The sequence below is a fragment of the Amycolatopsis heterodermiae genome (genome assembly GCF_034929455.1).
GTDB classification, from domain to species: Bacteria; Actinomycetota; Actinomycetes; order Mycobacteriales; family Pseudonocardiaceae; genus Amycolatopsis; species Amycolatopsis heterodermiae.
The window spans coordinates 295,547-314,353 of record NZ_JAYFSI010000011.1; the positions used below are offsets into that span (position 1 = coordinate 295,547).

Annotated in this window: 16 protein-coding genes and 2 pseudogenes; 11 read left to right on the forward strand and 7 right to left on the reverse strand. The window is 73.2% G+C overall.

Annotated elements, in window-relative coordinates; all coding sequences use genetic code 11:
* The first annotated feature begins 9 nt into the window (after positions 1-9).
* Together VA596_RS37230 and VA596_RS37235 are read left to right on the forward strand one after the other, a co-directional pair.
* Entirely contained in the window at positions 10-1,404 is a 1,395-nt protein-coding gene (locus tag VA596_RS37230; protein WP_323333574.1) for a hypothetical protein, read from the forward strand.
* 24 nt (positions 1,405-1,428) lie between these two features.
* Positions 1,429-4,503, forward strand: coding sequence for a DUF7507 domain-containing protein (locus VA596_RS37235; RefSeq protein WP_323333576.1), 3,075 nt, complete (start codon positions 1,429-1,431; stop codon positions 4,501-4,503).
* Between the two features lie 69 nt (positions 4,504-4,572).
* Here VA596_RS37235 and VA596_RS37240 read toward each other — a convergent pair whose 3' ends face one another.
* The 3 genes from VA596_RS37240 to VA596_RS37250 all read right to left on the reverse strand — a co-directional run bounded on the left by VA596_RS37240 (position 4,573) and on the right by VA596_RS37250 (position 9,108).
* Positions 4,573-7,080: an ATP-binding protein gene (locus VA596_RS37240; protein ID WP_323333578.1), complete on the reverse strand. Its 2,508-nt coding sequence runs from the start codon at positions 7,078-7,080 to the stop codon at positions 4,573-4,575.
* A 112-nt stretch (positions 7,081-7,192) separates the two neighbouring features.
* A complete protein-coding gene (locus VA596_RS37245; RefSeq protein WP_323333580.1) occupies positions 7,193-8,344 on the reverse strand; it encodes a lytic transglycosylase domain-containing protein in 1,152 nt (383 codons plus the stop codon).
* 137 nt (positions 8,345-8,481) lie between these two features.
* Complete coding sequence (locus VA596_RS37250) at positions 8,482-9,108, reverse strand: response regulator transcription factor (RefSeq protein ID WP_323333582.1); 627 nt, start codon at positions 9,106-9,108, stop codon at positions 8,482-8,484.
* Between the two features lie 457 nt (positions 9,109-9,565).
* Between VA596_RS37250 and VA596_RS37255 the strand changes: the two genes are divergently transcribed.
* On the forward strand, positions 9,566-10,024 hold the full coding sequence (locus VA596_RS37255; protein WP_323333584.1) for an ATP-binding protein: 459 nt from the start codon (positions 9,566-9,568) through the stop codon (positions 10,022-10,024).
* 62 nt (positions 10,025-10,086) lie between these two features.
* Here VA596_RS37255 and VA596_RS37260 read toward each other — a convergent pair.
* Positions 10,087-10,408: pseudogene (locus VA596_RS37260) on the reverse strand (FAD-dependent monooxygenase); the annotation flags it as partial.
* Positions 10,409-10,489: 81 nt separating this feature from the next.
* Here VA596_RS37260 and VA596_RS37265 point away from each other — a divergent pair.
* The 7 genes from VA596_RS37265 (at position 10,490) to VA596_RS37295 (ending at position 16,367) form a co-directional block, all read left to right on the forward strand.
* Positions 10,490-11,179 (forward strand): response regulator transcription factor, encoded by a 690-nt coding sequence (locus tag VA596_RS37265; RefSeq protein WP_323333586.1) that lies wholly within the window; start codon positions 10,490-10,492, stop codon positions 11,177-11,179.
* Positions 11,176-12,555, forward strand: coding sequence for a HAMP domain-containing sensor histidine kinase (locus VA596_RS37270; RefSeq protein WP_323333588.1), 1,380 nt, complete (start codon positions 11,176-11,178; stop codon positions 12,553-12,555). Before VA596_RS37265 ends, VA596_RS37270 begins: the two co-directional genes overlap by 4 nt.
* Before the next feature lie 51 nt (positions 12,556-12,606).
* Complete coding sequence (locus tag VA596_RS37275) at positions 12,607-13,998, forward strand: ferredoxin reductase family protein (RefSeq protein WP_323333590.1); 1,392 nt, start codon at positions 12,607-12,609, stop codon at positions 13,996-13,998.
* Between the two features lie 13 nt (positions 13,999-14,011).
* Positions 14,012-14,449, forward strand: coding sequence for an FMN-binding protein (locus tag VA596_RS37280; RefSeq protein ID WP_323333592.1), 438 nt, complete (start codon positions 14,012-14,014; stop codon positions 14,447-14,449).
* A gap of 41 nt (positions 14,450-14,490) precedes the next feature.
* Positions 14,491-15,180, forward strand: coding sequence for an FAD:protein FMN transferase (locus VA596_RS37285; RefSeq protein WP_323333593.1), 690 nt, complete (start codon positions 14,491-14,493; stop codon positions 15,178-15,180).
* Between the two features lie 47 nt (positions 15,181-15,227).
* Positions 15,228-15,773, forward strand: a complete 546-nt coding sequence (locus VA596_RS37290; protein WP_323333595.1) for a hypothetical protein — start codon at positions 15,228-15,230, stop codon at positions 15,771-15,773.
* A 195-nt stretch (positions 15,774-15,968) separates the two neighbouring features.
* On the forward strand, positions 15,969-16,367 hold the full coding sequence (locus VA596_RS37295; RefSeq protein ID WP_323333596.1) for a TOBE domain-containing protein: 399 nt from the start codon (positions 15,969-15,971) through the stop codon (positions 16,365-16,367).
* A gap of 26 nt (positions 16,368-16,393) precedes the next feature.
* Here VA596_RS37295 and VA596_RS37300 read toward each other — a convergent pair whose 3' ends face one another.
* The 3 genes from VA596_RS37300 to VA596_RS37310 form a co-directional block, all read right to left on the reverse strand.
* Positions 16,394-16,804: an arsenate reductase ArsC gene (locus VA596_RS37300; protein ID WP_323333597.1), complete on the reverse strand. Its 411-nt coding sequence runs from the start codon at positions 16,802-16,804 to the stop codon at positions 16,394-16,396.
* 64 nt (positions 16,805-16,868) lie between these two features.
* Positions 16,869-17,936, reverse strand: a complete 1,068-nt coding sequence (gene arsB / locus VA596_RS37305; RefSeq protein ID WP_323333599.1) for an ACR3 family arsenite efflux transporter — start codon at positions 17,934-17,936, stop codon at positions 16,869-16,871.
* Positions 17,933-18,295, reverse strand: a complete 363-nt coding sequence (locus tag VA596_RS37310) for a metalloregulator ArsR/SmtB family transcription factor (RefSeq protein WP_323333601.1) — start codon at positions 18,293-18,295, stop codon at positions 17,933-17,935. Before VA596_RS37310 ends, arsB begins: the two co-directional genes overlap by 4 nt.
* Positions 18,296-18,390: 95 nt before the next feature.
* Here VA596_RS37310 and VA596_RS37315 point away from each other — a divergent pair.
* A pseudogene (locus VA596_RS37315) lies at positions 18,391-18,674 on the forward strand (glyoxalase/bleomycin resistance/dioxygenase family protein); the annotation flags it as partial.
* Between the last annotated feature and the right edge of the window lie 133 nt (positions 18,675-18,807).

Here is an 18,807-nt window from a genome sequence, read left to right on the forward strand (position 1 = left end):
GGAGGCACCATGACCAGCACCGAAGAAGCCGTCGCGGACGACCCGGCCGTCCTTCCCCCGGACCTGTCCGAAGCGGCCGCCACCGCGCTGCGCGAACAGCCCACCTTCGCCGCCCTGCTCGACCCGAGCGACACCACGTGGACCGAAGAGGGGCCCGGCCGGTACGCCGTGCTCGTGGCCCCGGACGTGGCGGGGGTGCTCGACGCCGCGGCCGGCCGCTTCGTCCCGGACGACCCCGAGCAGGTGCGCCTGCTGCTGGCCGAGCGGATGGCCGCCACGGTCGGCGAGACCCCGGTGGCCGGCGGCGCCGGCGACCGGGTCGTCGACTGGACCACCCTGCGGATCACCGACGAGGCGGGCGGCGTGCTGACCGCGACGGCCAATACCGTGGCCGACGCGGCCGACGGCGACGCCGTCCACGCCGTGCAGCTGTCGATCGACCTGGCGCTGCAGCCGGCGGTGGTCACCGAGCAGCTCGTCGCCGGCGGCGCGTTCGAGGCGGCGCTGGACGAGGCCATCGAGGTGCGGGAGGCACAGGCCGCGGAGGCCGAAGCAGCGGTCGCCGAAGAGGCCCCCGCTGTGGAAGCCGCTCCGGCCGTCGACGCGGCGTACCTCGGCGGGTACTACGGCGAATCGGCCTTTCCGTTCGACGGCAACAACTTCGTCTTCGACTGGACCACCTGGACCCACGACCAGACCACCCCCGACGGCACCGTCGGCTTCACCGCCCACGTCACCGCCACCGACGGCACCACCCACGACACCTACGCCTGGTTCGACCCCGCCGTCGGCATCAGCATCGTCCGCGCCGAACCCCTCGCCGGTGCCGAAGCCCTCGCCGGTGCCGAAGAGGCGGCCCCGGCCATCGACGCCGCCTACCTCGGCGGGTACTACGGCACTTCTTCCTTTCCCTTCGACGGCAACAACTTCGTCTTCGACTGGACCACCTGGACCCACGACCAGACCACCCCCGACGGCACCGTCGGCTTCACCGCCCGAGCCACCGCCACCGACGGCACCACCCACGACACCTACGCCTGGTTCGACCCCGCCGTCGGCATCAGCATCGTCCGCGCCGAAGCCCTCGCCGGGGCCGCGACACCGGCCGCCGACGAGCCGGTGGCGGACCCGCGTGCGGAGTTCGAGTCGCTCACGGGGCAGCTGCGCGACCGGTGGCGGTCGGCGGGCAACCGGCTCGAGGAGCTGAACGGCAAGGCCTACGACGTGCACGGCTGGGTCGAGGGCGAGCCCGGCTGCGAGCTGGTCCACCAGAGCTTCGACGGCGAGTGCCACCTGGCCGAGCTGGGTGCGCACACCGACGGCGACGCCCGGCCGGTCACCGTCCTGCTCCGGATCCGCGACGCGGAGACGGTCTGGGTGGACCGCGAAGACGACCGGTACTGAGCCCGCGCAAGCGAAGGAGTGGCCGTGAACCGGCTGTGGAAGCTGCTCGCCGTCCTGCCGCTGCTGGCGGCGGGCACCCTGTTCGCGATCCCGGCGGTCGCGTCGCCCACCGGGCCGGCGCCGGTCACCCTCGAGTCCCCGGTGTCCTACCGGGACGCCGTCTACGGCGACTTCCTACACGTGGGCAACAGCGTCTTGCGCTGCCCGGCGGCGGGCGAGGACACCCGGGGCGGTGGCACGGCGGCGGACTGCGCCGCGATCACCGCGGGCGGCACGACCCAGGGCCCGGCCGGGTACAACAACGGCTACGCGATGCGCCTGGCTGACGTGGACGACGACGCGGCCACCTTCGACTCGACGCGGGCGACGCTGACCGTGCCGGCCGGGGCCACCGTCGCCTACGCCCAGCTGACGTGGGGCGGCCATACCGGCGGGTTCTTCTCCTCACTGCTGCCCAACTGCTCGGTTCCGGTGCTGGGCAGCGCTTCCCTCCCGCCGGCGCCCGCGGCGCCGGGTCCGCGCCAGCAGCAGGTGCGCCTGGCTGTCGGCGACCGGCCCTCGGCGCCGGTGCCGCTGGTCGCCGGGCACTACCGCGCGAGCAACGGCGTGCTCGACTACGCCGAGATGTACTCGGACTGGTCGGACGTCACGCCACTGTTCGGCGCCGTCCCGACGGGCCGGCCGACCACCGTGACGGTGGGCAACGTGTGGGCGCCCAGCGGGATCGGCTGCGCCGGCGGCTGGTCGCTGACGGTGGTGTTCGGCTTTCCCGGGCCACAGCCGGACTACCCGGCGCCACGCGCGGTCGCGGTCTACAACGACCACCTGCGCGCCGGCCCGCTGCGGGCGGAGAGCCTGACCGCGGCCCTGCTCGGCGGGCACGCGTCCACCGCCGGGGTGCGGATGGCCGTCACCGCCTTCGACGGCGACCGCGGGCTGGGCGAGGAACGGTTGTCGGTCAACGACGTGGACGTCGTCGAGCCCTGCGCGCAACGCTCCACAGTGGACTTCTTCGGCTCCTGCGCGCAAGGCGCCGTGGATCCGATCGATCCCACGCGCGGGGCGGTGGCGAACAACCTGAGCGTGGACGCCAAAAGCTTCGCCCCGGGTGGGCTGCAGGACGGGCAGGCCGCGGCGGTGGTACGGGTCTCGCCGAGCACCGACGTCACCACCGTCGCGGAGCTGGTCGTCAGCCAGGCGATCCGGCCGCAGCTGGCCGTTTCCGTGCAGGGCCAGCAGACGCCGGTGCGCCAAGGCGACGTGGCGCCCTTCTCCGTCGCGGTGACCAACACCGGCGACGCCGGCCTGACCGGCCTGCGCGTCACCGACAACGCCGGCGCTCCCACTCAGCCCGGCGAGTCGTGCGCCGCGCCACCGAGCGCCGTTCTGCCGCCGGGGGCGAGCGTCACGCTGAGCTGCACCCGGGTGGCGCGGCAGGACCCGCTGCACGAGGAGGTCACGGCAACCGCCGACTACCTGAGCGCCGTCCCCGCCGGCACCGCGCGCTCGGTGAGCGCGACCGCCGCCGCCGACACCGCGGTGATCCACTCCGACATCGGCGTCACCCGCGTGGCCGACCGGCTGGTGGTCCGCGACGGGCAGCCGGTGACCTTCACCGTGACCGTCACGAACAACACCCCCGACAACACCCTGCAGACGTTGCGCTACAACGATTCCACTGCCGGAGACTGCGCGGACCGGCCGCTGGACGACCTCGGGCCCGGGCAGCACGTGACCTTCCCGTGCAAGGTGGCCGCGGTGCACGAAAGCTTCACCAGCTACGGCGTGCTGCAGGGCACCGACCGCACCGGCACGGCGTTCCCGCCGGTCAGCACGCAGCAGGCGGCCGTGGTGGTGATCCACCCGCAGCTTTCCGTGACCGGAACCCTGAGCCCGGACACCGTGTACCGCGGGTCTCCGGTGACGGCGAGCTTCACCGTCACCAACACCGGCACCCAGCCGCAGGAACGGCTCACCGGGGTCACCGTCACCGATCCGGCGCTGCCCGGCTGCGCCCCCGAACCGGTGCCCGTGCTGGACGCGGGCATGGCCGTCACCCTGACCTGCGAAGCGCGTCCGACCGCGACAGCGTCCACCGCCGCGAAGGCGACCGGCACCGACGAGACGGGCGCGCCGGTGACCGCCGAGACCACGGCGTCCGTGACGGTGCTCGAACCGCCGCTGACCGTGGAGCGCACGGCGGACCGGACCACCGTGCGCGCCGGCAGCCCGGTGACGCTGACCTACCGGCTGCACAACACCGGCACCACCGACCCCCTGTCTTCGGTGACGCTGACCGACCCGGCGGCGCCGGACTGCGCGCCGCCGCAGCCGATCGGCACTCTCGCGGCGGGCGCCACCGCGACCTTCGACTGCGCCGTGACCCCCGCCGCGTCGGTGGACAGCGTGCCCGTCGCCACGGCGAAGGACCCGCAGGACCGGCCGATGTCGGTGACCACGGATCCCCTGCCGCTGACCGTGCTCAACCCGGCGCTGATGATCGGGGTGTCCGCCGGATCGCCGCAGGCCGCAGCCGGCGCGGACGTCGAGTTCACCGTCGCGGTCCGCAACACCGGCGACGTGGCGCTGGCCTTGGCGGTGACCAACGACCTGGCGAGCGCCTGCGACTTCACCGTGGACGAGCCCGACGGCCTCGCCGCGGGTGCGGCCCGGACGCGCCAGTGCACCGTCCGGGCGGCGTCGGCGGGCAGCCTGCGCGACACGGCGAGCTTCACGGCGAGCCCGGTCGCGGCGGCGCACGACACCGGTGCTCCGCTCACCGGCCAGGCCCAGGCGACGGTGCCGGTCACCGGCGCGGCCGGCGACGGCACCTCGGCCACGGGTACTCCGGGGAGCGGGACGGCGGACCAGCCGGGCACCAGCGGCACGGCCACGTCCGGCACCCGCACGGGGGTTCCGGGCCCGGAAAGCGCGGGCACGGTCCCCGGCGGGGGCACCGGCAAGGAGGGCCCGGGCACGCCGGGCAAGCTGGCCTACACGGGCGTGTCGGTCGGCCCGCTGATCATCCTGGGCACGGGCGCGCTCCTCGCCGGCGGCGTGCTGCTGGGCGTGGCCCGGCGGCGGTCCCGCGGCCGCTGACAGAAGTCCGTGAAGGCCACCTTGAGGGACTCTGGGTCCCTCAAGGTGGCCTTCACGGACTTCGGGCGCTCAGCTGGGCGGGACCTCGCGGGCCGGCAGGACCGTGCTCGCCCAGACCGCGATCTGCGCCCGCCGGCCGAACTCCAGCTTGCTCAGGATGTGCTCCACGTGGGACTCCGCGGTGCGCAACGCGATCACCAGCGTCGCCGCGATCTCCTTGTTGCTCAACCCCTTGGCGATCAGCAGCGCCACCTCCAGTTCGCGCGGGGTCAACGGGTTCGCCGCGGGCGGGCGTTCGCGCGGCGAAGGCACTGCGACCTCGGGTGGCGGGCCGGCCAGCACCTCGTCCACGGTCGAGCGCAGCCCGGTCGCGTAGTGCCGCTGGTAGGTCTCCTCGCCGAGGTCCGCGCGCACGACCGCCGCGTACCGCAGGTGCGGGACGTGCACGTGGCGAAGCCCGCTCAACGCGCACCCCGTCGCCCGCCGGGCCGCCTCCGCCGCGCCGAACGCGACCGCCGCCGCCACCGGGTCGCCGCGCTCGGCCCACGTCCAGGCGTAGGTTTCCAGGGCCATCGCGGTGAGCACCTTGTCTCCCCGGGCGGCGCGCACCCCCAGCGCCGAACGCAGGCTGCGCGCGGCCACCTCGTGGTCGCGGTGCTTCCACCGGTCCAGCCCGTGGCACCAGAGCCACCAGGCGTGCGAGGTCGGCGACCGCCTCGGTTCGGGCTGGACCGCCCCGGACGCGACCGCGCGCGCCCCGGCCGGATCGCCCCCGAAGCAACGAGCCATGGTCAGCTGGGCGAAGGCGAGCTGCTCGGCGGCGGTGTCGCCGAGCTCCCGGTGCCGGTCCACGGCTTCGGCCAGCAGCTTGGCGCCGTGGGCGAAGTGACCGGCGAACACCCGCGCGAGCCCGCTGTACTGGACGGCCAGCGCCCGGCTCGGGGCGTCCCCGAGCTCTTCCGCCAGTGTCCGGCACTCGCGCAGCAGCCGGCCGGCCGTGGTCCGGTCGCCCTGGACGAGTGCCGCCCAGCCCGCCGCGGCCAGCGCGCGGGCCCGGACCACGGTCCGGCCGGGGGCGTTGACCAGCGCCCGGTCGAGCCAGCGCCGCGCCTCTCCCAGCGTCGCCCACGCCCGCCGGTGGTCGCACAGCGCGATCACCATCTCCAGCGCGGCCTGCCCGCCGTCGTCGTCGGCCAGGCTGAACTCCAGCGCGGCGCGCAGGTTCCCGCCCTCCAGCTGGAACAGGGCGGAGATCCGGCTCTGGTCGCTGCTCATCCACTCCGAGCCGGCCCGCCGGGCCAGCGCGCGGAACCAGTCGCGGTGCCGGCGCAGTACCCCGGCCCGGTCCCCGCTCTCGGCCAGCCGGTCCTGGCCGTAGTGCCGGATGGTCTCCAGCAGGCGGTAGCGCACCTGGCCGTCGTCGGTGTCCGCGCGGACCACGACCGACTTCTCGACCAGCCCGGTCACCAGGTCGTCGACGTCGTCCGCGGGAAAACCCTCGCCGCACACCGCGGCCGCGGCGGCCAGGTCGAACCCGCCGGAGAACACCGAGAGCCGGGCCCAGACCGTGCGTTCGGCCTCCGAGCACAGCGCGAAACTCCAGTCGATCAACGCCCGGAGCGTGCGCTGACGGGGCAGCGCGAGCCGGTTTCCCTTGGTGAGCAGACGGAAGCGGTCGTCGAGCCGGTCCAGGATCTGCCCGGCCGACAGCGCCCCGAGGCGCGCCGCCGCCAGCTCGATCGCGAGCGGGATGCCGTCGAGGCGGCGGCAGAGCCGGGTGACCGTCTCGTAGTTGGCGTCGGTGACCTCGAAGCCGGGCCGGATCGCCGCGGCACGGGCCGCGAACAGGCTGACCGCGTCGAACCGGCCGGATTCGGCCGCGCGGGCGGGACGGCCCGGCGCCGGCACGCCCAGCGGGGCGACTTCGTGGATGTGCTCCCCCAGGATGCCCAGCGGCTGCCTGCTGGTGCACAGCACGCGGACGCCCTCACCGTGCCGCAGCAGCGCGCCGGCCAGCTTCGCGCTCTGGTCCAGCAGGTGCTCGCAGTTGTCCAGCACCAGCAGCACGGACCGGTCGGCGAGGAAGCGCCGCAGCCCCGGGCCCAGCCCGCGCCGCGGGTCGTGTTCGATGCCGAACAGGGCGGCCAGCTGTTCCTCGACCGACTCGGCGACCCCCAGGTCGCCGAGCTCGAGCAGCCACACGCCGTCGGAGAAATCGTCCTGCACCGAAGCCGCCACCCGGAGCGCCAGCCGGGTCTTCCCGACCCCGCCGGCGCCGGTGAGGGTGAGCAGCCGCGTCCGGGACAGCAGTGTCGCCACTTCGGTCAGTTCGGTGCGCCGGCCGACGAAGCTGCTCACCTCCGTCGGCAGGTTGCCGGGGTGGCCCTGGTCCGCGTCCGGTTCGGGAACGGAAGGGAGGTCGTAGCGCGGGTGCCAGTCCCGCTCGCGGCTGCCCGGCGCCCACATCCGGGGCGCGCCGCGGCCCTTGCTGTGGAGGTGCGCGCCGTGCTCGGGTCCGTGTCCGGTTTGCCGGATCGCGGCACCGTTCCCGTCTCTGCCCGTGTTGGTTTCCTGCACGCTGGTTATAACGACGAAAGGACGAACATGGACGGCCCATTCGGCGTAAACTTTGCGTGACAAAACACCTTTCTCTCCAGCATCCGGGTGAACAGGATCCCCCGTTCGGCCGTCAGCCGGCCGGCGGGCACTCTCCCCCGGCCGGCTGCCCGGTCCCGCCACCCAGGAGACCGCCCAGCAGGCCCCCGAGGGCCCCGGTGACCGTCGTGACGGTGCACGTGAGCAACCCGGTCACCGGATCGAGCACCGGCACCGCGGACACCGGGGGCGGCGGGGCCGAGGTCGTGGGCGGGGCCGGGCGAGTCCCGGAGGTGGGCGGCGGAGCGGGCACGGACGTCGGCGGAACCGGTGGGGTGCCCGGCGGCGGCACGGGTGGCGGGACCGCGGCGGGCCCCGGAGCCGTCGCCGGAGGCAGGAGCACCGGCGCGCCCTGCGGGGCCGCCGCGGCGGCGAACCGCGGGTCCGGCGCCACCGCGACCGCCCCTTGGTAAACCAGCATCCAGGACCGCACCTGGCTCAGGTAGGCGGCCGAATGGTTGTAGCTCAGCACGGCCGAGTCCAGCCCGGCCGCCGAGCGCAGGTCGCGTCCGCCCGCGCAGAGGTACCGCCCGCTCGCCTCGGCCGCGTCGGCCACGTTCTCCGGATCGGCCCGGCCGTCCCCGTTGCCGTCGGCGGCCCAGCGCCGCCAGGTGGACGGGATGAACTGCATCGGGCCCACGGCCCGGTCCCACGCGGCGTTCCCGTCGAGCACACCGCCGTCGGTGTCGGCGATGGCCGCCGTGCCGGCCCGGCCGTCGAGCACCGGGCCGAGGATCGGGCTCAAGGCCGTGCCCGCGGCGTCGACCCGGCCGTCCCGGGCGTGCCCCGACTCCACCTTGCCGATCGCGGCGAGGAGCGCGACCGGCAGCCCGCACGCCGGGGTGTCGGCCGCGAGCCGGGCCGCCGCCCGCTGGTAGGCCGCCAGCACGAGGCCCGGAATGCCCGCCGTGGCACCGGAACCCGCGGGCAGCCCCGGTACCTGCGGTCCGGCGGCCAGCGGAATCGGGACACCGGCGAAGGAGGGAAGCGGGAACTGCGGCACGGTGCCGCCGTCCACGCCGTAGGGCTCGGTGGTGCCGGGTGCCACCGGCACGGCGTCGGGCGCCGGCCGCGGCTCGACGTGCGCGTCCGGCACCGGGGTGGCGTCACCGGACCCCGCGCTCAACGCGGTGGCGGCCAAGAGGAGCACGGCGGCCAGGTGGGTGGTGCCCGCCGGGAGACGCACTCGGGACGGCCTGCTCGCTCGGGACATCTGCGGTCCTTCCGGAAGGGGTGGCGCTTCGAGTGGACCACCGGCGACGGGCCGGCGAGCGGTCCCGGCGGGAAACCGGCCCCCGTGGCGGCCCGGGCTGCCCCCAAGGGTCAGATCAGGCCGCCCTCGAGGGCAAAAGCGATGGCGTGCGCGCGGTTGCGCAGCTGGAAGCGGTTGAGCACGTCGTGGGTGACCCGCTTGATCGTCCGCTCCGAGTAGGCGAGCTTCTCCGCGATTTCCTTGACCTCGAAGCCCTGGGCGACGAGACGCAGCACCTCGGTCTCGCGGTCGGTCAGCCCGGTCAGCCCCATCCCGCGGGGCGCGAGCACCTGGTTCTGCAGCCGGGCCACCTGGTCGAACAGCCGGCCGACCATGCGCGGCGAAAGCACCCCGCCGCTCCCGGCGACCTGCGTCACGGCGGCGACCAGCCGTTCGGGGGTGGCCTCCGCGCGGGGCACCACCCCGCCCGCACCGGCGCCGATGCAGGCGATGAGCGCGGGATCGTCGATCTCGGCGGGCACCAGCAGCACCCGGCCGTGCCCGGTGCTCGCCTCCCGCACCAGGACCAGCAGCGCGTCGGTCACCGCGTCCCCCACCACGATGGTCACCGTTCCCGCGGGTGCGCCCGCGGCCCGGTCCACCAGCAACACCTCCGGCCGGGGCCGCAGCTGCCCGGCCACCCCCGACACCAGGATGGGGTCGAATCCCTTGACCAGCACCGGTATCCGCTCCGACATCTCGCTCCCTCAGATCGCCGGCAGTGCCCCCACGCGCACCGCCGTGGCCGACGACGGGTACGACTCTGGCACCGGCGGCGCCGCGGCCGGCACGGGGAAAACCCCGAAAGATCTTCTTGTGGCCGTCCGGCACCACGGACACCCCTCGGGGCATCCCCCGATGCCGCGTCCGGCCGGCCCGGATCCCAAGGCACTACGCCGGACATTTTCCAACGGTGACGCGCGATTCCAGGTCAACTCTCCCCACCGCCTCCGGCCAACCCGATGCGCTCCCACGTCGTCGCTCGCATACGTGGCTTCGGTGTCCACAGTGGACACTGGTGGACGTCACCCGGGCTCTTCCTCTTCGCCGGCGGCCTTCGCGTGGTGGTGCTCGTGGTCGCTCACCGCAGCATGCCGGCCCACCAGGGTGGCCGAGGTGTGAATCGCGGCCGAATGGGGCAACAAGGACTGGTAGGTGACGTCGAACAAGGACTGGGGCGAACCACCGATGACGGCCGACTACGCCGAGCGCACCTGGGATCAGGTCGAGGTGAAGATCCTGAACGTGGCCGATGACCTGGCCGAGCTGAGCCGGGTGCGAGCCTGGGCCCGCAGAGCGTTGCTAGACATCCCCTCACGGGACGTAATCGACATGATCATGGTGCTGGACGAGCTGGTGTCCAACGCCCTGCTCCACGGCACTCCACCCCGGCAGGTGCGGCTGAAGCGCCGGGAGGGGTGGTTGCGGATCGAGGTCGACGACTCCTGTGTGGACGAAGCCTGTCCTCGCCCGCCGTCGGAGACCGGTGGCCGCGGCCTGGCGCTGATCGAGTCGTGCGCGATGGTGTGGGGCCAGCTGCAGCACGAGACCGGCAAGACAGTGTGGGCCGAGCTGACCTCGGTTCAGTATCCGCAAGGCGCAGTCGTGGAATAGGCCTTGACGCCGGAGCGACGCCAAGCCCCGCCCAGCCCAGGCGTATCCCGGGCCGCCGAGGGTCACCGACGGCACCGGGTTCGAACCCGATGCGCCTTCACAGCGTTGACGCGACGGGCGAACATCGGAGCACGCTCTGGCCGGAACCCGACGCCGATCAGGTACACCGCAAGAATCCGGAGAAACGGCAGCCACCTCACGACGTCGAGCAGCGGGGCGAACGCCCCCGGCAGGCAACGCCGCCGCAGCGACCGCGTCCTGGACCGCGAGCCCGATGCCCCTACCGCCGACCGGAGACATCGCGTGCGCAGCGTCACCCATGCACAGCAACCCGTCCACAAGCCATCGGCGCAGCATGCCGAGCCGCACATCGAGGTGGTGGACAGCGCCTCGGTCGCCGGCCAACCGATTGCCCGCTGAGCGGTCCGGCAGGCCTCGGCCGTCACGCACAGGCATGATGGCGCCATGCCCCACCGTGTCCTGCTCGCCGACGACGACCGCGCCATCCGGGAGTCGCTCGTGCGTGCCCTCGACCTCGAGGGCTACCACGTCACGGAGGTGACCGACGGCGTCTCCGCGCTGGCCACGGCGCGGAAGGACGACTTCGACGTGCTGATCCTCGACGTCATGATGCCCGGCGTCGACGGCCTCGGCGTCTGCCGTGTCCTGCGCGCCGAAGGCGATCAGACCCCGATCCTCATGCTCACCGCGCGGGTCGAAACCGCCGACCGCGTCGCCGGACTCGACGCCGGCGCCGACGACTACCTGCCCAAGCCCTTCGAACTCGACGAACTCCTCGCCCGCCTGCGCGCCCTGCTGCGCCGCACCACCGCCGACGCCGGGACCGCGCCCCCGCGGACGCTGCGCCTCGGCGAACTCGCCGTCGACCCCGCGGCCCGGCGCGTCTGGTGGCGCGGCACCGAGATCAGCCTGTCCAAAACCGAGTTCGACCTGCTGGAACTGCTGGTGCGCAACGCCGGGATCGTCCTCGACCGCACCACGATCTACCAGCGGATCTGGGGCTACGAATTCGGCTCCGAGTCCAAGAATCTCGCCGTCTACATCGGCTACCTGCGCCGCAAGCTCGACCAAGCCGGCGCGACCGAACTGATCCACACCGTGCGCGGCGTCGGCTACGCGGTGCGCCCGGCGTGAACCTGCGCAGCAAGCTCGCGATCGCCTTCGCGGGCGTCGGCGCGGCCGCGGCGATCCTGGTCGGCGTCTTCAGCTACCAGGCCGCGTCCGAGCGGATCAGCGCGGAACTCGACCGCTCGCTGCTGACGACGTCGGCCGAGGTCGCGGCCGGCGCGACCCAGGTGCTCGCGCCGAGCCCGGTCACCCGCGGGCCCGATGACGACGACCACGACGAAGCCCAGCCCATGGTCGCCCAGGCGATCGCCCCGGACGGCACCGTCCGGCCCGTCGGCGGCCGGGCCGTCCGCCTCGCCGTCGGCGACGACGACCGCGCGCTGGCCGCGGCCGGTGCCTTCGGAGACCGCCGCTACCAGGACTTCACCGCCCCGCCGGACGACTACCGGGTCATCACCGTGGCCCTCGGCGGCGGCCGCGGGGCGCTGCAGCTCGGCATCGACGTCGACGAATCCCGCAACGTGCTCAACGCCCTGGCCGCCCGCATCACCGGCGTCAGCGCGATCGTCCTGGTCGCCGCGGCGCTGGCCGGCTGGCTGCTGGCCCGGCAGATCACCCGCCGGCTGGTCCGGCTCACCCAGGCGACCGAGCAGGTCAGCGACGGCCGCCTCGACGGCGTCGCGGTCCCGGCCGGTGGCCGCGACGAGGTCGGGCGGCTCGCGACGTCGTTCGACCGGATGCTCGGCCGGCTCGCCGACGCCCGAGCCGACCAGGAACGTCTGGTCCAGGACGCCGCGCACGAGCTGCGGACGCCGTTGACCAGCCTGCGCACGAACGCCAGCGTCCTGCGCCGCTTCGCCGAGCTCGCCCCCGACGCCCGGGCCCGGCTGCTCGACGACGTCGACGGCGAAGCCCGCGAGCTGACCCACCTCATCGACGAGCTGGTCGAGCTGGCGACCCGGCAGTACGAGACCGAGGAACCCGCCCCGCTCGCGCTGAGCGCGGTCGCCGAGCGGTCCGCCGACCGCGTCCGGCGGCGGACGGGCCGCGCCATCACCGTCGAGGCCGACGCCACCAGGCTCACCGGCCAGGCGAAGGCCCTCGAACGCGCGGTGTCCAACTTGCTGGAGAACGCCGTGAAGTTCGCCCCCGAAGGAGCGATCGACGTCGTGGTGCGCGACGGCCGGGTGCAGGTGCTCGATCGCGGTCCCGGCATCGGCGAGGACGACGCGGCGCGGGTGTTCGACCGGTTCCACCGGGCCGACGGCGCGCGCGGCCTGCCCGGCTCCGGTCTCGGCCTGGCGATCGTCCGCGAGATCGCGCTGGCCCACGGCGGCGGCGTGTTCGCCGAGCCGCGCCCCGGTGGCGGAGCGGTGGTCGGGTTCACCGTCGCGGCCGAGCTTCTCTTACCGGATTCTCACCCTCGTCACGTCGACGGCTAACCGCGCGCCGGAAGGGTGGTCCCCACGGATCACCCCATGCAGGAGCGCCCGATGACCACCACCCTCGCCCCACCCGGCAGCGCCCTCCGGCGTCCGGTCCGGGTGTGGTGGCGGGACGCCGCCGGCCTGGTCACCTGGCTGAGCGTGCTGTTCGTGGTCGCGCTGTGGGTGTCCGGACGGGGCCTGCAGGACCTCGGCCCGGACTTCTTCACCTCGGCCGGGCGGCTGACCGGCCTGGTGTCGGCGGATCTCCTGCTGCTGCAGGTGTTGCTGATGGCGCGGATCCCGTGGGTGGAGCGCAGCTACGGTCAGGACGAGCTGGCCCGGCGGCACCGGCTGATCGGGTTCACCTCGATCACCTTGCTGGCCGCGCACATCGTGCTGATCAGCCTCGGCTACGCCGCCACCGACCGCTCCGGCCTCGTCGGCGAGGTCTGGACGCTCGTGACCACCTACGCGGGCATGCTCCTGGCCACGGCGGGGACGGTCGCGCTGGTCATGGTCGCGGTGACGTCGGTGCGCGCGTCCCGCCGCCGGCTGCGCTACGAGTCCCGGCACCTGCTGCACCTCTACGCCTATCTCGGCGCCGGGCTCGCGCTGCCGCACCAGCTGTGGACCGGCGCCGACTTCACCGCCTCCCCGGTGGCGACCGTGTTCTGGTGGAGTGCCTACGCGGCCGCCGCGGGCGCCGTGCTGGTGTTCCGGCTCGGCCGGCCGATCTGGCTCAACGCGCGCCACCACCTCGTCGTCGAGCAGGTCGTGCGCGAGGCCCCTGGCGTCGTCTCGGTGTACCTGCGCGGCCGCCACCTGGACCGCCTTCCCCTGGCCGCGGGGCAGTTCTTCGTCTGGCGGTTCCTCGACGGACCGGGCTGGACCCGCGGCAAGCCGTTCTCCCTCTCCGCCGCGCCGGACGTCACCGGCGACCGGCTCCGGATCACGGCCAAGGACCTCGGACCGGGCAGCCGCAGACCGGCGCGGCTGCGGCCGGGCACCCGCGCCCTGTTCGAAGGCCCGTACGGCCGGCTCACCGGAACCGTCCGCAAAGGACCCAAGCTGGCGATGTTCGCCTCCGGCATCGGGATCACGCCGCTGCGCGCGCTGCTCGCCGAACTGCCCTACCTCCCCGGGGAAGCCGTGCTGTTCCACCGGGCCGGGCGGCACGCCGATCTGCTGTTCCGGCGTGAGCTGGACGAACTCGCCGCCCACCGCGGCCTCCGGATCCACTACCTGCTCGGCCGCCGCTCCCGCGACCGCGCGTCGTGGCTCCCCGAGAACTACGCCCGCGTCCCCGATGAGCAGGTGCTGCGCCACCTCGTCCCCGACATCGCCGAGCACGACGTCTACGTCTGCGGCCCGGACGCCTGGACCGCGGCGGTCCTCGACACGGCCCGCCGCGCCGGCGTCCCCGCCGACCGCGTCCACTCCGAACGATTCGGCTGGTAGGAAAGGACTTCCGATGCGCAGGATCGCCATCACCTTCGCCGCGACCGTCTCGGTCGTGGTACTGCTGTTCAGCTACCGCACCAGCACCGATGCGACCCCGGCCGCCGCCGGCCGCCCCCTCGGCACCCAGCCGACCCGCACCACCAGCCCCGCCGCACCCGCGCCGACCGGAAGCGGCGGCACCTTCACCGGCGAGGCCGCCGACACCCGCTACGGCCCGGTCCAGGTGCAGATCACCGTGGCCGGTGGCAAGATCACCGACGCCCAAGCCGTCCAGTACCCCCAGGAGAGCGGCCGCGACGTCCGGATCAACGCCGCCGCCGTGCCCGAGCTGAACCAGGAGACGCTGCAGGCCCAGAGCGCGCAGATCGACACCGTCAGCGGCGCCACCTACACCTCCGAGGGCTACCAGCAGTCCCTGCAGTCCGCGATCGACGCGGCCCACAGGTGAGCACCGCGCCCCGGCCACGCCGGTCCTGGACCCGGCCCCTCATGGGCACCCAGGTCAGCCTCCACCTGCGCGGGCACCGCGTGGACACCGACCCGGCGGTAGAGCCAGCCGTTGCCGCGGTGTTCGGGCACCTGCGCGCCGCCGACGAACTGTTCAGCACCTACCGGCCCGGCAGCCAGGTCTCCGCCCTGCGCCGTGACGAACTCCCCCGCGGCCAGTGGCACCCATGGCTCACCGAAGTCGTTGCGCTGTGTGAAGAAGCCCGCGAACGCACCGACGGCTACTTCGACCCGTGGCGCCTGCCCGGCGGCTTCGACCCCTCCGGGCTCGTGAAGGGCTGGGCCGTCGAGAACGCCGCCACCCACCTGTCCCGGCTGTGCGGTTACGACCACTACCTCAACGCCGGCGGCGACATCACCGCCGCCACGTTCACCCGTCCGTGGCGGGTCGGCGTCGAAGACCCGACCGACCCAGCTTCCTTCCTCGCCGTCCTCGAACTGCGCACCGGCGGCCTCGCGACGTCCGGCACCGCCGCTCGCGGCGACCACATCGTCGACCCGCACACCGGCCGCCACACCAGCAACCTGCTGTCGGTCACGGTCACCGGCCCGACGCTGCTGTGGGCCGACGTCTTCGCCACCGCGGCGTTCGCCCGCGGCGGCAACGTCACCCGCTGGGTGTCCGCCCTCGCGCCCGGCTACGAAGTCGCGGCCCTCGCCCGCGCTCCGTGAGCCCGTCCCGTCCCAGCTTCCGCCACCCGCACTCCACAAAGGACACCATGACCACCGTCAACGGCCTGCCCGCCCACATCCTGCTCGTGCACGCCATCGTCGTCCTGCTCCCGCTGGCCGCCCTGCTGCTGGTGCTGAGCGCGCTCTGGCCGGCCGCCCGCGGCAAGCTCGCGGGCCCGAACGCGATCCTGGCCGTCCTGGTCGTGGTCCTGGTCCCGATCACCACCGACGCCGGCGAATGGCTCGAACGGCGCGTCGCCTCGACCCCGGCCGTGCGCACCCACACCGAACTCGGCGACACCGCACTGTGGGTCGCGATCCCGGTCGCCGTCCTGGCGCTGCTGGTGTGGTGGCGCCGCCGCGAAAGCCTCGCGTCGCAGGCGGCCGACACGGACTCGAGCGCCGTCACCACCCGCCGCCGGACCTTTCTCGCCCCGGCCTCGACCGCGGTGACCGTGGTGCTGTCGGTACTGGTGGTCGTGGCGGCTGGAGCCGCGTTCTACGACGTCTACCGCATCGGCGACTCCGGCGCGCAGGCCAGCTGGCAGGGCCGGTTCAGCGCCACGACCAGCCCCCGCGGCCAGGATCACTGAGCAGGCGCCGGCGGCGTGATCCGGAGCAGCAGCCTTCTGGCCGCGCCGCCTCGCCGGCGTCAGGAGTGCAGCACGTGGCCGGCGTGACGAGCGCCGCGCTGTCCGTGCATCCGGCTCTCTGCTGGAGGAAAGCGACCAGGCGGTCACGCTGGACCGACTCCGGCGTCGCGGGCGCTGAACACTTATGCTCCCGGAGTGCCGCAGTACCGGATTTCCGAGGCAGCGAGACTGCTGGGCGTCAGCGACGACACGATCCGCCGTCACGTCGAAGCCGGGGGCCTCAGCGCCGTCAAGGATCGGGTCAACCGGTACGTGATCGACGGTGAAGAACTGGCCGAGTTCGCTCGCCGGCAGGGCGAAACCGCTCCTGACCCGACCTCCGTCGGGCGTTCCGCCCGCAACCGCCTGGTCGGGCTGGTCACCTCGATCGTCGTCGACAAGGTCATGGCCCAAGTCGAGATCCAGTGCGGACAGGACCGCGTGGTCTCGCTGATGAGCGCCGAAGCGGTGAAGGATCTCGGTCTCGAGCCGGGGTCGTTGGCCATCGCGGTGATCAAAGCGACCACGGTGATCGTCGAAACTCCGAACGCGTGATCAGCCCGCGCTGCGGGCCGAGAGCCTCAGGCGGTGGCGGGGACCAGCTCGGCGAGCAGTGCCCGGACACGGCGATCGATCTCGTCGCGGATCGGGCGGACCTGCTCGACCGGGAGGCCGGCGGGGTCGTCGAGCTGCCAGTCGAGGTAGCGCTTGCCGGGGAAGATCGGGCAGGCGTCGCCGCAGCCCATGCTGATCACGACATCGGCGGCCTGCACCGCCTCGGTGGTCAGCGGCTTCGGGAACTCCTGCGACAGGTCCAGGCCCAGCTCGGCCATCACCGCGGACACGGCCGGGTTGACGGAGCCGGCGGGCGCCGAGCCGGCCGACCGGACGAGCACCGCGCCTTGGGCGTGGTGGTGCAGCAGGGCCGCGGCCATCTGGGACCGGCCGGCGTTGTGCACGCAGACGAACAGCACTTCCGGGGTGGTGGACACGCTGGCTCCCTGGTTCTTCGCGGTGGCTTCCCGCCGTTGCCCTCCGGGCGGTCTTCTGGCGTGGTCATGACATTTCTTCCACGCGGTCGTGAGGCGAGGAGACGAACCGTCGGCGCAGAGCCAGCGAGACGTAGACCAGCGCGACGAGCACCGGCACTTCGATCAACGGGCCGACGACCCCGGCCAGCGCCTGCCCGCTCGCCGCCCCGAACGTCGCGATGGCCACGGCGATGGCGAGTTCGAAGTTGTTGCCCGCGGCGGTGAACGCCAGCGTCGTCGTCCGCTCGTACGACAGGCCCACGGCCTTGCCGAACGCGTACGAACCGGCCCACATCAGTCCGAAGTAGACCAGCAACGGCACCGCGATCCGGACCACGTCCAGCGGCCGGGCAGTGATCTGATCTCCTTGCAGCGCAAAGAGAATCACAATAGTGAACAGCAGCCCGAACAAGGCGGCCGGCCCGATCTTCGGCAGGAACCTCGACTCGTACCAAGCCCGGCCGCCAGCGCGTTCGCCAAGCCGGCGGGTCAGGTAGCCGGCCACCAGGGGGATGCCGAGGAAGATCAGCACGCTCTGGGCGATCTGCCACCCGGACACGGCGAGGCCGGCTTGCGGGAGGCCGAGCCAGCCGGGCAGGACCGAGAGGTAGAACCAGCCGAGCACGCCGAAGGCCAGCACCTGGAACACCGAGTTCAGCGCGACCAGCACGGCAGCGGCTTCGCGGTCACCGCAGGCGAGGTCGTTCCAGATGATCACCATGGCGATGCAGCGGGCGAGGCCGACGATGATCAGCCCCGTCCGATACTCCGGCAGGTCCGGCAGCAGCAGCCACGCCAGCGCGAACATCAGCGCCGGGCCGATCAGCCAGTTCAGCACCAGCGACGGCCACAGCAGCCGGCGGTCCCGGGTGACCGTGCCGAGCCGGTCGTAGCGGACCTTCGCCAGCACCGGGTACATCATCACCAGCAGCCCGAGCGCGATCGGCAGCGAGATCCCGTCCACCTGCACTGCGGACAGGCCGGTGTTCAGGCCGGGAATCCAGCGGCCCGCGAGCAGTCCGGTGACCATCGCGGCCGCGATCCACACGGGCAGGAACCGGTCCAAGGTGGACAGTCGTCCGGCGACGGTCATGCCGGGACGACGGCGTCACCGGGGACCAGGACGGCCGAGAGCCGGGCCAGGACTTCGGGGTGGACGCGGTAGTACACCCAGGTGCCGCGACGTTCGCCGGTGATCAGGCCGGATTCCCGCAGCACCTTGAGGTGGTGGGAGATGGTCGGGCCGGTCAGGTCGAACGCGTCGGTCAGGTCGCACACGCACGCTTCGCCGCCGGTGTGGGAGGCGATCAGCGACAGCAGGCGCAGCCGGACCGGGTCGGCCATGGCCTTGAACAGCTTCGACAACTCCACGGACTGCGGTTCGGTCAGCGGCTCGCGGGCCAGCGGCGAGCAGCAGGTGTCCGTCTCGACGAGCGGGAGCTGTTTCGACATGCGTCTATGTTGACATATGTCTATCTAGAGAGCAATCCAAGTCGCATCACTGCTTCGACGAACATCGACTTCTACTCGAAGCTGTTCGGCACCGAGCCGGCCAGGCGACCGTCATGGACCACCTCGGCGTCGAGGTCGAGTCCACCGACCAGGTCAGCGAAGCCGGCAAGCGGCTGACGGGCGGGGGCATGGCGACGCTGACCGAGGACGACACCACCTGTTGCCACGCGGTCCAGGACAAGGTCTGGGTGCACGGTCCCGGTCAGGAACCGTGGGAGGTCTACACGGTGAAGGGCGACTCCCGACGTTCGGCACCGACAGCGCCGCACTCGCCACCCCGGCCCGCCGAGACGCCCGGTTCACCGTCGCGCGGCCCTGACCAAGCCCGTTGGCGCAGCGGTCCAGCCTCGGCACAACGCGGCCTACTGGGCGATGACGTGGTGGAAGGCAGGATGGATCGGGACTGTGCAGCGTCGACGGTGAGCCAGCGGGGCTCAGCAGCTGGACCGCGG